Origin of the sequence: Aeromonas sp. ASNIH2 (assembly GCF_002934795.1) — a bacterium.
Classification (GTDB): domain Bacteria; phylum Pseudomonadota; class Gammaproteobacteria; order Enterobacterales; family Aeromonadaceae; genus Aeromonas; species Aeromonas caviae.
Window position 1 is genome coordinate 4,215,084 of sequence record NZ_CP026406.1, and the last position, 14,249, is coordinate 4,229,332.

The following is a 14,249-nucleotide window of genomic DNA, read 5'->3' on the forward strand; positions in this document are numbered from 1 at the left end:
ATTGTCGTAGGCTCGATTTTTCCCTGCGTAATCCGGTATTTTCTGAGTAATCAGTGCAGATCAGGTTATAGCTGGGTAATTTTATTAACTCAGTCATTTTTTAAAAAGATGGATGTGTAAAGGTCAGAATAACGCCATTTTCTTATCTTTTTATATGTTGACTTCCCCTTTACTGTCAGGTAGCGGGCTAGGCTGTGTTCTCAAAATGCTGGTTTTCTGTCCACTAATTGTTCCCGTAAGTAACGAAGGCAGAAAGCCTGCTTGATAAAAGCAGCAAAACTTCCTGCCAGCTTTTCATACCTCGTTGAGAATCGGCGAAACTTCTTCAGCCATCCGAAGCACCGTTCGACCACATTTCTCCTACGATAACGAGCTTTGTCTAACACCAGTGGACGTCCCTTATGGTGCCGTTGCTGGTCGCTGCGTTGCGGGATAACCGCTTTTATCTTTCTGCGCCGGAGTTCTGCCCGCAGAGCCCTGCTGCTATAGGCCTTATCTGCGGCAAGATGTGTTGGCCGCGTGCGATAACGGCCTGATGAAGTCGGGAGCCTTGCCATGGCCAACGCACTTGTCGCATATCTGATTTCCGCTGACTGCCCCGGCGAAAGGCAGAACCCCAGCGGTAAACCATTACCATCAGTGACCAAGTGAATTTTGCTGCCAAAACCACCACGAGAACGACCAAGAGCTTGATTCACCGGAGTGTTTTTTTACGCGCTCCGGCAGCATCTTTGGATGCTCTGACATTGAAGCCGTCAATGCACCAGAGGTCGAAGCCGATAAGCCCTTCTTGATTGAGATGCAGTTGCAGTGCTGCAAGGATGGCATCGATACGACCTGTGCTTTGCCAACGTCGAAAGGCGTTGTAGACCGAGTTCCATGGGCCGAAACGTTCTGGCAGATCTCGCCAAGGTGCGCCGGTGTGAAGTATCCAGAGAATGCCATCAAGCACTTGGCGTGGCTCACGAGTAGGGCGTCCGCTTATGCGGCGGCATAGAAAAATCAGGGATGTATTATTTATCTATACCGGTTAGCAATGGCATGTTTGACTATGAAGAATATTATGAAATAACTGAGGGTGAATTTAACGATTATAGGGGAAATGAAGATAAAACATTTCGGTTTGCTGAAATGTGCCGCAACCGTAAAGTAGATGAAAGATTGATAATAAAGCCAGGAAGCAATCGTGGAGTAGCAGTATAAAGGGTGTGGTGGGGATATGGGAGTTGGTAATAGATGTTGGGACGACCTATATTTTTACCGCGTTAAATAGCTTTATTGGTGAGGTAATGACTTGGAAGTATTTATTGATAAATGCTCCAGGTATGGAATGGATGGAATTGTAAAACTAGTGCCTAATAAAGAAATGCTTTAATCTGTAAAGGCTGATGCAATTGATGTTTTACCAAAGGAATGATTATGACCGAAGGTGAATACTTTAGAGAGCAATTAATAACCTTTATTGAAAATCATAAAGAGGATTTTATTTCTGACTATGAATATTTAATTGAAATCCTCAAAGATAAAAATAGAAGAATACCGTTCAGGGGGATTAAGGAGAGTATGAGAGGGTGCGACCAATCAAAGTACTCTGATGCTGAGAAAGAAATGCTTGATGAAGCTATGTATCGTTATGGTTAGAGCAAAATAAATATTGAGGCTCTCCCAGGTGGAAGGCTGCCGACAGGGAAGTGAAACTGTTATATCAACTGATATACATAAAGGAGGATAAGGTCGATATATTGCCAGGAGAATGATATGGGTAGGCATAAATTAAGAGATGATGCAAAAAGATTGATAGAAAATCATCTTTTAGGTATAGCATCCAGATGCTAAACGTTTCATCGATATAATATCTGACGATCAACGCCCCATTCCAATTAGAGCGATATTTGAACATGTTAGTATATTTAGCAAAAAGCCATTCAGTTCCGAGGAAAGAGATTTGGTAGATGAACTAATGTATTTATATGGATGAACTAACTCTGCTAGAGTAAGCGCCCGTATTAATATGTGCAGGGCATAGGGTTAATAAGTTTGGTGTAATTGGAAATCATCAGAGAAATTTGTATAGTATGGTTATCGTCGGTCACTGGACTTAACCTTTATTAATTCAGGAAGTGGATATGTATAGGTTAGGATAACGTAATACCATGACCTTTTTATTTGTTTTCTTTCCCTCTACGGCAAGATGACGACCGAGCAGGACGAGCTGGGTTTTCAGCTATTTCAAGCATGATGTCATGGGCGGCCAGTCTACTAGCAGTCGCTCGATGGCAACAAGCTTGCATAGTCTTGCCACAGGAATAAAAATGAGAGTTTATTTAAATGATGATGATATTTCTTGGGTTTATGATGGTAAAGAAATAAAAGTGATAGGTGATTATGTTGACGCTGCTTATGATAAGAAGTTAGATGGTGTGGCGGCTTTAAATGCCTCTGGCATTAGTTTTTTTGATAAGGAGGGAGATTTACTTTTCATTACCCGTTTTTCATTTAAAGAACCTGGCAGTTGCATATATTGCTTAGCAAACCAATCGGCTTCAGCAGAAAAAACAGTGAGAGTTGTTCTTGCACATGAACCGTCATTTAAAGGTGAGCGTTTTTGGCAACATGATATTAATATTGAAAATGGAACTATTTCAGAGCCACTTGCAAAATGGCGATGAATGAAAGAGTAGCTCCCCTCCGGGGATACATAATGCAAGGATGAGGTGATAGTCGGTTTAAATATAAAGTGGCTACTGGCAATGAACCAGGGGCAATTTCTGGTGAATGGGTTCCTGGCGGGAAAACTAAAGGCGGGGCAAAAGAAGCCGCATTGCATGGTGCGGAAAACATAAAACATGATGGAAATATAGAAAAACTTCTTAGTTATTTTGATGATACGATGAGATTGCAATAATGAAGCCATATAATGAAATTGAGTTCATATCAGAGTTTAAAACAAAACCATGGAATTTCTTTAGAGGAAATGAGGGATTCTTGGTTATGGACCGAGATTGGGGAGAGCATAGCCATCATCGTTCAACTGGGCGTCTTCTAACCTATATTGAACGGGGGGACCTATCACTAGAAAATCTTACGAAAGGAATGAATGCGTTTATCGGCACGCTAGATAAAGATAGTAAAGAAGATTTCTTTCAATTTACCGCTAGTGCTTGCTATATCTATTGCTCCATATATGATGTGGATTTTTATCCATACAAAATAGAAGATGACTTTTTTTTACCTGGTCATGCTTGCTACAGTACGGCAAAAAAATACATTGATGGTATAACTTTTGACTACCATGATCAACATTATGCATGTTTGATAAAAAAGGAATACCCTAAATCAGGCTTGGCAAATATTTTGCTGTGACCCCTTTAGTTTTCTCTAGAATATTGTTGAGTGTTTTTATTATGTGTTTTTGGTATTTTGGGTGTTTCTACTAAATCTGTTATTATCCTCTTGTTTAAAACTGCGGGCGTTATAGATGGTATATCGAGCTTTACTATCGATGTTAGTAGCTAGTTTGCTTATTGCATGTACTACAACTACACGACTCACCGAGTCTGAACTCTCCCAAGCTGCCCAGCAAGGCCAGGGCAAGGCGCAATATGAGCTGGCCAACCGTTTGGCGGCGAAGCCGGATTATCCCGAGGCGATGCGCTGGATGAAGCAGGCTGCCGATCAAGTCGGTCCGCTGGCGGCAGATACCGATATTCGGGGCAAGGCTGCGCTACAGGTGGGAAGCTGGTATCAGGCGGGGTTGGGAGAGCCCAAAAATCCTGCACTGGCCAGGCAGTGGTGGCAGCGCTCCGCCAAGTTGGGCAATGGGGAGGCCAGCTATCAACTGGGTCAGGAGTGCCGGCAACGGCACAAGGGCAAGCTTACCAGTGAGTGTCTCGACTGGTTCGAGCATGCCGCCAAGCGGGATCATGGGAATGCCCAGCTGGTTCTGGGGCAGTGGTATGCAGGTCAGGCGGGGGCCGATGAAGAGGCCGTCAAGTGGTTGGAGAAAGCCGCCGAACAAGGGAATCGGGATGCCCAATTCCAGCTTGGCGCTCGCTATGAGCAAGGGAAAGGGGTGATAAAGCGCGCCGATCTTGCCCTGCGCTGGTATGAGAAAGCCGCAGCCCAGCAACAGCCGGACGCTTTGCTGGTACTGGCGAGCAAGGCGCCCTCTGAAGAGGCATTCAGCCTCTATCAGCGCGCCGCCAATGCTGGGGCTGCTCCTGCCCAGCTGTGGTTGGGGCAGGCCTATCTGAGGGGGGATCTGGTTGCCCAGGACCTTGCGCTTGGCCGTTATTGGCTGGAGCTGGCGGCAGGCAATGGTTCCCATGACGCCGAATATCAATTGAGCCTGCAGCAGAGCGATATCACCGCACGGGAGCACTGGCTGAATCTGGCTGCTGCGGGGGGGGTGAGCCAGGCTCAGCTTGAACTGGCGACCCTGCAACAGGAACGGGGGGAGTTGAAAGCTGCGCGCAAGAGCCTCTCTCTGGCCGCCTCGCAGGGCAATGTCGAGGCTCGATATGCCTACGGCGAGATGCTGCGACTGGGGCTGGGTGGTGAGGCTGATTACACCGAAGCCATGAAACAGTATCGGGCTGCGGCAAACGCCAATCATCGGCAAGCACAATATCGCATGGGCATCATGCGTGAGCAGGGATGGGGAGCCCCCCGCAATAGATTGCATGCTTATGCATGGTATTTATTGGCCGCAACGGATGGCAATATTGATGCAACCGCCGCCAGCCGTGAACTTGAAAAAGGCATGACGGCACAAGAAAAAAGTGCCGGTCAAAAACTGGCGCAGCACTGGTTCATCAGGCTGGATAAACACGGTGAAATGGGGCAGGCGTCAGAGGGCATATGATGCCATTCCCATAACATGAATGAGATATAGTGATAAAAATAACAGTGAGTGGATAAAGCCATTTCCCACTTATTATCGCCATCCAATACCGCCTTGATAATGCATCCTGGCGGTTTTTTTGACAAAAATAATATCGGATGTTGTCAGAAAAATCTCTTTTTGTGTTCGGAAAATGAGCGCGGCTTATGGCTTATCATGAGAGGTCATGAAGATTTAAAATCATATTTTTCCTATTTAACTCTTCACTAAATACAACTTTCATACACTTTTTGTCCAAGTTTACATTTTGATGGCTTGACTCTATCTTGTTGTTTTTATTTGTTTTTGTGGGTTTATTTTGATTTTGATACATGTGCAAATATATTTGTCGTTGACGTTATCATCATCAAAAATATACCATTCGCTACAAATGGCTCTTAAGCCAGGTATGATCTCTAACGAAGAGTAGAGACGTAATCGGATTGTATTGAATAACAAGCTGAATGCTGCTTTTTGGATATCCAGGCTCTCTCCTGGAATATATCGAAAAGGCGTGGTTGTCTGGTGCTTTTTTGTTCATTTTCGTCCTGAGCACGTCAACTGTCATTTTTTACAGTTGCCGACAAAAGCATTGGCTATAAGCTTTTGGGTCTTCATGGATCCTCAACTTGGTATCTAGAGCATGGGAAAAGGGATTGATGGCGCCACTGTTGCGCCCAAAGAACGTATCAATATCAAATATGTGCCGGCAACCGGTGGCCAACAGGCGGAAATAGAGCTTCCGTTGACCATGATGGTGGTTGGAAATATGAAAGGGCGCTCTGAAGAGACCCCCATCGAGGAGCGTCAGACCGTCTCCATCGACAAGAATAATTTTTCTTCCGTCATGAAAGAATCTGCACTGGAGCTGAATTTTTCGGTTCCCAACCGCCTGGAGGAGAACAGCCAGGACGAGTTGCCCGTGTCGATCAAAATCCAGTCCCTGGAAGACTTCACCCCTGACAGCGTTGCCCAGCAAGTGCCCGAGTTGCGCAAGCTGCTGGAGCTGCGTGAGGCGCTGGTTGCCCTGAAAGGGCCGCTTGGCAATATCCCCGCCTTCCGCAACCGTCTGCAGGATCTGCTGTCCAGTGACGACGCTCGCGAGCAATTGCTCAAGGAGCTGGATTTGATTAAGCCTGCCGAGTGATCAGCAGATTAATTGACTGACTTATAAGGAAAAATTATGTCTCTGGTCGAAGAACAGGTTCAAGCGGGGGCGAGTGCAGCCTCCTCGTCCCTGCTGGACGAAATCATGGCGCAGGCCCGCATCACCCCGGTGGATGAGGGTTATAGCGTCGCCAAGCAGGGCGTTGCAGCCCTGATTGCCAACATTCTGGACAGCGGCACCACCACAGAGCCGGTGAACAAGGCGCTGGTGGACAGCATGATCGTCGAGCTCGACAAGAAACTCGGCAAGCAGATGGACGTCATCCTGCACGCCAAGGAGCTGCAAGAGCTGGAGTCCTCCTGGCGCTCCCTGAAGCTCCTGGTGGATCGCACCGATTTTCGCGAGAACATCAAGATCCAGGTGCTGCACGCCACCAAGGAAGAGCTGCTGGAAGATTTTGAATTTTCTCCTGAAATCACCCAGTCCGGCCTCTACAAGGGAAAGTGCGAACAAGTATCCCACGAACAAAAAATGAAAATTTTAGTCATTTAATATCAATGGGTTACCAGTAAATGCTCTCGTGCCATATGACTTATTCGCACCTTCCCTAGGGAAGGTGCGAATAAGCGGGGAAATTCTTCTCGGCTGACTCAGTCATTTCATTTCTTCATGTTTGAGCCGATTTTTTCTCCCGTAAATGGGCCTTGTTGCTCAAATCGGGGAACTATCTGTCATCTCGGTGATCTGATCCTGTAGCGCAGTCTCCGAGAGCATCAGATGGGCAAGTCCAAGCACAAGATCAGCAACTGGCAGCAGTACAACCAAGCCTTGGTGCAACGCGGTTCGTTGACCATCTGGATGGACGAACAAGCCATTAAGCAGTGGCATTGCCTGGTCCACCATGGCCGCCGAGGGAGAGGTTTCCACTACAGTGACACCGCCATTGAGACGGCCCTGATGCTAAAAGGCTTGTTCAAGTTGCCGCTGCGGGCGCTAGAAGGCTTCATTAACTCGTTGTTCCAACTGATGGCGGTGCCTTTGCAGTCGCCGGACTATAGCTGTATCAGCAAGCGCGCCAAGACCGTCGACATCAAGTACCGCGTCCCCAGCCAAGGCCCGGTGGCTCACTTGGTCATTGATGCAACCGGCCTCAAGGTCTATGGCGAAGGCGAATGGAAAATTCGCAAACACGGCAAGGAGAAGCGACGAGTGTGGCGCAAGCTCCACTTGGCGGTGGATGCCACAACCCATGCGGTCATCGCTGCCGAAGTCAGCCTGGAGACGGTGGCGGATAACGAGGTGTTACCGACGTTGCTCAACCCCTTACGACGCAAGATAAAACAGGTCAGCGCCGATGGTGCGTATGACACCAAGGCCTGTCATGCGCTACTGAAGAAGAAGGGGGCGAAAGCCACCATACCGCCGAGAAAAAATGCGGCACCGTGGGAGGAAGGCCATCCCCGCAACGAGGCGGTGACGGCGCTCAAGGCCGGTGAACTGAAGCAATGGAAGAAAGACTCCGGCTATCACCAGCGCTCGATAGCCGAGACCGCCATGTACCGGTTCAAGCAACTCATCGGGCCAACGCTGAGCCTGCGGAACTACAACGCCCAGGTGGGCGAAATCCTGGCTGGCGTGAAGGTGATGAACAAGCTGATAGGGCTTGGTATGCCTGTTCGCCAGCCAGTGAATTGAGTGGTATCAACGGGTTGGGGAACGGCCATCCAGCGACGGATTTGATCAACAACGCCCCGTAAATGCCTTGAATCAGCCTATTTAGACCGTTTCTTCGCCATTTAAGGCGTTATTCCCAGTTTTTAGTGAGATCTCTCCCACTGACGTATCATTTGGTCCGCCCGAAACAGGTTGGCCAGCGTGAATAACATCGCCAGTTGGTTATCGTTTTTCAGCAACCCCTTGTATATGGCTTTCACGAAGCCGAACTGTCGCTTGATGATGCGAAACGGGTGCTCCACCTTGGCCCGGATGCTGGCTTTCATGTATTCGATGTTGATGGCCGTTTTGTTCTTGCGTGGATGCTGTTTCAAGGTTCTTACCTTGCCGGGGCGCTCGGCGATCAGCCAGTCCACATCCACCTCGGCCAGCTCCTCGCGCTGTGGCGCCCCTTGGTAGCCGGCATCGGCTGAGACAAATTGCTCCTCTCCATGCAGCAGATTACCCAGCTGATTGAGGTCATGCTCGTTGGCCGCGGTGGTGACTAGGCTGTGGGTCAGGCCACTCTTGGCATCGACACCAATGTGGGCCTTCATGCCAAAGTGCCACTGATTGCCTTTCTTGGTCTGATGCATCTGCGGATCGCGTTGCTGCTCTTTGTTCTTGGTCGAGCTGGGTGCCTCAATGATGGTGGCATCGACCAAGGTGCCTTGAGTCATCATGACGCCTGCTTCGGCCAGCCAGCGATTGATGGTCTTGAACAATTGGCGGGCCAGTTGATGCTGCTCCAGCAGGTGGCGGAAATTCATGATGGTGGTGCGGTCCGGCAAGGCGCTATCCAGGGATAACCGGGCAAACAGACGCATGGAGGCGATTTCGTACAGAGCATCTTCCATCGCGCCATCGCTCAGGTTGTACCAATGCTGCATGCAGTGAATGCGTAGCATGGTTTCCAGCGGATAAGGTCGCCGGCCATTACCAGCCTTGGGGTAAAACGGCTCGATGACTTCCACCATGTTTTGCCATGGCAGGATCTGCTCCATGCGGGACAAGAAAATCTCTTTTCTGGTCTGACGGCGCTTACTGCTGAATTCACTGTCGGCGAAGGTAAGTTGATGACTCATGATGAACCCTTTTTCATGGCTCCAGATGACAAACATGATCTCATATCAGGGACTTGTTCGCACCTTCCCTAGCTCTCACCGTTCCCTGGTAACGGCCTCAACGGAGCTGGTTGTCGCGTGAGTCATACTAATCGGCGGGTGAAAAAACAGAAGGGGGAGCCGTTGAAAACCGGCGCAACGTCATAAATCGGGACCTCAAGAGGGCATTTATTGTTTGGTTTTGTTAAACGATAACTAGTCATCGAATAGAAAAACCAAACAATATGGGCATGGTTTCTGGCCGTGCTGGCTTGTCTGGAGGCTGGTGGGGAGTGAGTTGGGGCAATATGGGGGGGCTTCCCGGTTTCCCCGATTTGCCGGGAATTGGTTTGGCAATCATGGTGTGATCTGGGTTGTGGGGATAGGGGAGGTTGCCGCTCAGTGCAGTGCCCCGACCGGGGTGATGTTGGGCCGTCAGGCACTGTGGCGGGATCGGCCATTGGCGCCCGGGGCCGGCTCGGGTATAGTCCTGCGCCAACAAGATAGGTTCGGATGGAGGCGTCGGCGCCGCTTCAGACAAGCGGGCCGAATCACTCCTTCGGCGCGGCTTTAAAGGATATCCCCATGAAATTCAGTCCCCTGCTCGATGAGATGATGAAGGCGCTGCAGGTCTTGCCGGGCGTGGGCCCCAAGTCCGCCCAGCGCATGGCGTTCACCCTGCTGGAGCGCGAGCGCAGCGGCGGTCTGCGCCTGGCCTCCCTGCTCAATCGGGCGCTCACCGAAATCGGTCATTGCAGCCACTGCCGCACCTTTACCGAGAACGATCGCTGCGAGATCTGCGCCAATCCCAAGCGCGAGGAGAACGGCCTGCTCTGTGTGGTGGAGAGCCCGGCGGACGTGGCCGCCATCGAGCAGACCGGCCAGTTCTCCGGCCGTTACTTCGTGCTGATGGGCCACCTGTCGCCCCTTGACGGCATCGGCCCCGAGGAGCTGGGGCTCGATATCCTGGAGCGCCGCCTGCAAGAGGAGCAGATCAAAGAGCTGATCCTCGCCACCAACCCCACCATCGAGGGGGATGCCACCGCCTGGTACATCGCCGACATGGCCCGCACCGCCGGGGTGGAGGTGAGCCGCATCGCCCACGGTGTGCCGGTGGGCGGGGAGCTGGAGCTGGTGGATGGCACCACGCTCTCCCACTCCCTGATGGGGCGCCAGCGTCTGAGCTGAAGACGCCACGAACCCCACCCCTCCCCTTGGCAGGGGAGAGAGCAATGGACCCCACCCCAGCCCTCCCCTTGGCAGAGGAGGGGGCTACGAATCCCACCCCTCCTATGTCAGGGGAGAGCAAGGCTGACCCCGCTATTGGCTCCACGCTCGATCCCAATCTGACCCTCCTCGCCAGACAGGGGATGGCAGTGCACCTCCCCCTTGTGAAGGGGGAGGCCGGGAGGGGGTTGCATCTGTGGGCCAAGCGAGGGGCCGGTGTGCAAATTTGCTCTCAAGTTTGCACGCAAGCCCCTTGATATTTGAAAGGCCAACCCCATCTAGCTTGGGAATCTGTTCAACCCGACGTTTTGAGGACTGGTCGATGACCCAAAGTGTTCACGCCGAAACCCACGGCTTTCAGACTGAAGTCAAACAACTGCTGAGCCTGATGGCTCACAGCCTCTACTCCAACAAAGAAGTATTCCTGCGCGAGCTGATTTCCAACGCCTCCGATGCGGCGGACAAGCTGCGCTTCAAGGCGCTTTCCGATGCCTCTTTGTTCGAAAACGACGGCCAGTTGCGCGTGCGCCTGGTGGTGGACAAAGAGAACAAGACCCTGACCATTTCGGACAACGGCATCGGCATGACCCGTGACCAGGTGATCGAGCACCTGGGCACCATCGCCAAGTCCGGCACCGCCGAGTTCTTCAAGAACCTCTCCGGTGACCAGGGCAAGGATTCCCAGCTGATCGGCCAGTTCGGGGTGGGCTTCTACTCCGCCTTCATCGTGGCCGACAAGGTGACCGTGGTCTCCCGCGCCGCCGGCACCGCGCCGGAGCAGGGCGTGCAGTGGGAATCACAAGGGGAGGGCTCCTTCACCGTGGCTGACGTGACCAAAACCGGTCGCGGCACCGACGTCATCCTGCACCTGCGCAGCGATGAAGAGGAGTTCCTGGACGACTGGCGCCTGCGCTCCGTGGTCAGCAAATATTCCGACCACATCAGCGTGCCGGTGGAGATGTTCAAGGAGGGCACTCCGGATCGGGAAGAAGACGGTGAAACCATCGTCGGCACCCCGGGGGAGTGGGAGCAGGTCAACCGCGCCACTGCGCTCTGGACCCGCAACCCGAAGGACATCAAGGACGAGGAGTACCAGGAGTTCTACAAGCACGTCGCCCACGACTTCGAAGATCCGCTCCTGTGGGGTCACAACCGGGTGGAAGGGGCCCAGGAGTACACCAGCCTGCTCTACATCCCGGCCCGCGCGCCGTTCGATCTCTACAACCGCGAACAGAAGCACGGCCTGAAACTCTATGTGCAGCGCGTCTTCATCATGGACGACGCCGAGCAGTTCATGCCGACCTACCTGCGCTTCGTGAAAGGGGTGCTGGACTCCAACGATCTGCCGCTCAACGTCAGCCGTGAAATCCTGCAGGACAACAAGGTGACCGCCTCCCTGCGCAAGGCCTGCTCCAAGCGCGTGCTCACCATGCTCAACAAGCTGGCGAAAGAGGATGGCGAGAAGTACGCCAAGTTCTGGAGCGAGTTCGGCAATGTGCTCAAAGAGGGCCCGGCCGAGGATTACGCCAACCGGGAAGAGATCGCGAAGCTTTTGCGCTTTGCCAGCACCGCCGGTGAGGGCGAAGCCCAGACCGTCTCTCTCGAGGATTACGTTGGCCGCATGAAGGAAGGTCAGCAGAAGATTTACTACATCACCGCCGACTCTTATGCCGCTGCCAAGAACAGCCCGCACCTCGAGATCTTCCGCAAGAAGGGCGTCGAAGTGCTGCTGATGTGGGAGCGGGTGGACGAGTGGCTGATGAGCCACCTGACCGAGTTCGACGGCAAGCAGCTGGTCTCCGTCACCCGTGGCGAACTGGATCTCGGGGATCTGGAAGACGACGCCTCCAAGCAGGCGCAGGAGGAGGCCGAAAAAGCCAACGCCGGTCTGGTGGAGCGGGTCAAGAAGAGCCTCGGGGAGGCGGTGAAAGAGGTGCGCGTCACCCACCGTCTGACCGACTCGCCGTCCTGCATCGTCACCGACGCCCACGGCATGAGCACCCAGATGATCAAGCTGATGCGCGCCGCCGGTCAGCCGGTGCCGGAGCAGAAGTACATCCTGGAGCTCAACCCCGACCATGCCCTGGTGAAGAAGCTCGGCACCATCGAGGATGAGAGCCTGTTTGGCGAGTGGGTCTCCCTCCTGCACGAGCAGGCCCAGCTGGCGGAGCAGGGCGGCCTCAATGATCCGGCGAGCTTCGTCTCCCGTATCAACCGTCTGCTACTCCAGGCGTGATGTGATTGTGATTGGCCCACTGCATGACAGTGGGCTTTTTTTTTGGCCGTTCCCCTCTGGTGCGCTGCTGCATTTTCAATCATTTTTCGTGGTCGTCGTCTGCGTCTTTGGTCGCAGAGACGGGGCGGGAGTGTGGTGATAATCTGGCCACTCACACGGGGCGAGCTTGTTAATACGGGCGAAAACGTGTAGTTTTTTGCCTTCTCAAGAATTGAATAACCAATCAACTAGGAGCGTGTATGCGCATTGTTCTGTTGGGAGCTCCGGGCGCCGGCAAGGGTACCCAGGCTCAGTTCATCATGGAAAAACACGGTATTCCGCAGATCTCCACCGGCGACATGCTGCGTGCGGCGATCAAGGCGGGTACCGAGCTGGGCCTCAAGGCCAAAGCCGTGATGGACGCAGGTCAGCTCGTCTCCGACGACATCATCATCGGCCTGGTCAAAGAACGCATCGCGCAACCGGATTGCGCCAACGGCTTCCTGCTGGACGGCTTCCCCCGCACCATTCCCCAGGCGCAAGCCATGAAGGATGCCGGTGTGACCGTGGACTTCGTGCTGGAATTCGACGTGCCGGACGAAGAGATCGTCAAGCGCATGAGCGGCCGCCGCGTGCACTCCGGCTCCGGCCGTACCTACCACGTGGTGTTCAACCCGCCGAAAGTGGAAGGCAAGGATGACGTGACCGGCGAGGATCTGGTGATCCGTGCCGACGACGAAGAGACCACAGTGCGCAAGCGTCTGGATGTCTACCATCAGCAGACCGCGCCGCTCATCGGTTTCTACGGCAAGGAAGCGGAAGCGGGCAACACCCGTTACGTCAAGATCGACGGCACCCAGCCGGTGGATCTGGTCAGCCAGCAACTGGCCGCCATTCTCGGTTAAGCCATTCAGGGCCGGCAGGACGCAGCCGTTCGCCGGTTGGCGACGAGAGTGAGAAAAGGGTCCATACCGGGCCCTTTCTTGCATTCCATTCCCACGACACAGAACGACAGGATGCTAACGTGACCACGAAAACCGGGATCTTGCTGGTCAATCTGGGTACCCCGGCCGCGCCGACCACGGCGGCGGTCAAGGCGTTTCTCAGCCAGTTTCTGCACGATCAGCGGGTCGTCGACCTGCCGCGCTACCTCTGGTGCCCCTTGCTTCACTTCATCATCCTGCCGACCCGCTCCCCCAAGGTGGCCAAGCTCTATCAGCAGGTATGGACCGAGCAGGGCTCCCCCCTGATGGTCATCAGCCAGCAGCAGCGCGCGGCCCTGGAGCACGAGCTCAAGCGGGAAGGAGTCGAAGTGCCGGTGGCGCTCGCCATGACCTATGGTGCCCCGTCGCTGGCCGATGGCTGGCAGGCCCTCAAGGCCCAGGGGGTCAACCGGGTGATCCTGCTGCCGCTCTATCCCCAGTATTCGGTCAGTACCACCGCCTCGGTGTTCGACGCCTGGGCCAGGGCGATGAAAACCGAGCGCAATCTGCCGGTGGTGCGGCTCATCCGCGATTACCATGCCCACCCGGAGTACATCCAGGCGCTGGCCATGAGCGTGCGTCGCCACTGGGAGCAGCACGGCCAGGGGGAGCATCTGCTGATGTCTTTCCACGGTATTCCCGAGCGCTACGAGCGGGAAGGGGATCCTTATGGTCATCAGTGCAGGCGCACCGCCACCCTGCTGGCGGAGGCGCTGGGGCTGGCCCCGGAGCAGTGGACCGCGAGCTTCCAGTCCCGCTTTGGCAAGGAGGAGTGGCTCAAGCCCTACACGGACCTGACCGTGGCCGAATTGCCCTCTCGCGGCGTCAAGCGGCTCGATGTCATCTGCCCGGCCTTCTCGGCGGATTGCCTCGAGACCCTGGAAGAGATCCAGGTGCAGAACCGGGAAATCTTCATGGCCGCCGGTGGCGAGCAGTTTGAATACATCCCGGCCCTCAACAGCGATCAGGCCCATATCCGCATGATGGTTTCCCTCATCTGTCGCGAGCTGGCATGATG

At 53.5% G+C, this 14,249-nt stretch carries 15 protein-coding genes; 13 read left to right on the forward strand and 2 right to left on the reverse strand.

The features are described from left to right. Window positions 1–200: 200 nt before the first annotated feature. A protein-coding gene (locus C3F36_RS20185; protein ID WP_406569380.1) for an IS5 family transposase occupies window positions 201–1,021 on the reverse strand; the annotation gives its coding sequence in 2 pieces (ribosomal slippage) (window positions 201–712 and window positions 712–1,021; 822 coding nt in all). A 20-nt stretch (window positions 1,022–1,041) separates the two neighbouring features. Between C3F36_RS20185 and C3F36_RS20190 the strand changes: the two genes are divergently transcribed. The 9 genes from C3F36_RS20190 (at window position 1,042) to C3F36_RS20215 (ending at window position 7,685) form a co-directional block, all read left to right on the forward strand. Further along, on the forward strand, window positions 1,042–1,203 hold the full coding sequence (locus C3F36_RS20190) for a hypothetical protein (RefSeq protein ID WP_197713262.1): 162 nt from the start codon (window positions 1,042–1,044) through the stop codon (window positions 1,201–1,203). A 216-nt stretch (window positions 1,204–1,419) separates the two neighbouring features. Next, a complete protein-coding gene (locus C3F36_RS20195; RefSeq protein WP_104455785.1) occupies window positions 1,420–1,641 on the forward strand; it encodes a hypothetical protein in 222 nt (73 codons plus the stop codon). Between the two features lie 632 nt (window positions 1,642–2,273). Next, window positions 2,274–2,669, forward strand: a complete 396-nt coding sequence (locus C3F36_RS23430) for a hypothetical protein (protein ID WP_141227087.1) — start codon at window positions 2,274–2,276, stop codon at window positions 2,667–2,669. 68 nt (window positions 2,670–2,737) lie between these two features. Next, window positions 2,738–2,905, forward strand: coding sequence for a hypothetical protein (locus C3F36_RS23435; RefSeq protein ID WP_158656173.1), 168 nt, complete (start codon window positions 2,738–2,740; stop codon window positions 2,903–2,905). Further along, window positions 2,905–3,363, forward strand: coding sequence for a hypothetical protein (locus tag C3F36_RS23440; protein WP_158656174.1), 459 nt, complete (start codon window positions 2,905–2,907; stop codon window positions 3,361–3,363). The genes C3F36_RS23435 and C3F36_RS23440 overlap by 1 nt, the downstream gene beginning before the upstream one ends. Before the next feature lie 139 nt (window positions 3,364–3,502). After that, entirely contained in the window at window positions 3,503–4,864 is a 1,362-nt protein-coding gene (locus tag C3F36_RS20200) for a tetratricopeptide repeat protein (protein ID WP_233759677.1), read from the forward strand. 661 nt (window positions 4,865–5,525) lie between these two features. After that, window positions 5,526–6,029, forward strand: a complete 504-nt coding sequence (gene tssB, locus C3F36_RS20205) for a type VI secretion system contractile sheath small subunit (RefSeq protein ID WP_041215379.1) — start codon at window positions 5,526–5,528, stop codon at window positions 6,027–6,029. A gap of 36 nt (window positions 6,030–6,065) precedes the next feature. Further along, on the forward strand, window positions 6,066–6,542 hold the full coding sequence (locus C3F36_RS20210) for a type VI secretion system contractile sheath domain-containing protein (protein WP_233759678.1): 477 nt from the start codon (window positions 6,066–6,068) through the stop codon (window positions 6,540–6,542). 225 nt (window positions 6,543–6,767) lie between these two features. Further along, window positions 6,768–7,685, forward strand: coding sequence for an IS5 family transposase (locus C3F36_RS20215; RefSeq protein ID WP_104454370.1), 918 nt, complete (start codon window positions 6,768–6,770; stop codon window positions 7,683–7,685). A gap of 122 nt (window positions 7,686–7,807) precedes the next feature. Here the strand turns inward: C3F36_RS20215 and C3F36_RS20220 are convergent, their stop codons facing one another. Further along, window positions 7,808–8,788, reverse strand: a complete 981-nt coding sequence (locus tag C3F36_RS20220) for an IS5-like element IS5 family transposase (RefSeq protein ID WP_233759679.1) — start codon at window positions 8,786–8,788, stop codon at window positions 7,808–7,810. A gap of 603 nt (window positions 8,789–9,391) precedes the next feature. On the opposite strand from C3F36_RS20220, the gene recR reads away from it, so the two are divergent. The 4 genes from recR to hemH all read left to right on the forward strand — a co-directional run bounded on the left by recR (window position 9,392) and on the right by hemH (window position 14,247). After that, the gene (gene recR, locus C3F36_RS20230) at window positions 9,392–9,994 is read left to right on the forward strand and encodes a recombination mediator RecR (protein WP_010674419.1); all 603 of its coding nucleotides are present in this window, start codon (window positions 9,392–9,394) and stop codon (window positions 9,992–9,994) included. Between the two features lie 361 nt (window positions 9,995–10,355). Further along, window positions 10,356–12,269 (forward strand): molecular chaperone HtpG, encoded by a 1,914-nt coding sequence (htpG, locus tag C3F36_RS20240; protein ID WP_104455789.1) that lies wholly within the window; start codon window positions 10,356–10,358, stop codon window positions 12,267–12,269. A gap of 239 nt (window positions 12,270–12,508) precedes the next feature. Continuing rightward, on the forward strand, window positions 12,509–13,153 hold the full coding sequence (gene adk / locus C3F36_RS20245) for an adenylate kinase (protein WP_010674422.1): 645 nt from the start codon (window positions 12,509–12,511) through the stop codon (window positions 13,151–13,153). 119 nt (window positions 13,154–13,272) lie between these two features. Further along, window positions 13,273–14,247, forward strand: coding sequence for a ferrochelatase (gene hemH / locus C3F36_RS20250; protein WP_104455790.1), 975 nt, complete (start codon window positions 13,273–13,275; stop codon window positions 14,245–14,247). Window positions 14,248–14,249 lie beyond the last annotated feature (2 nt).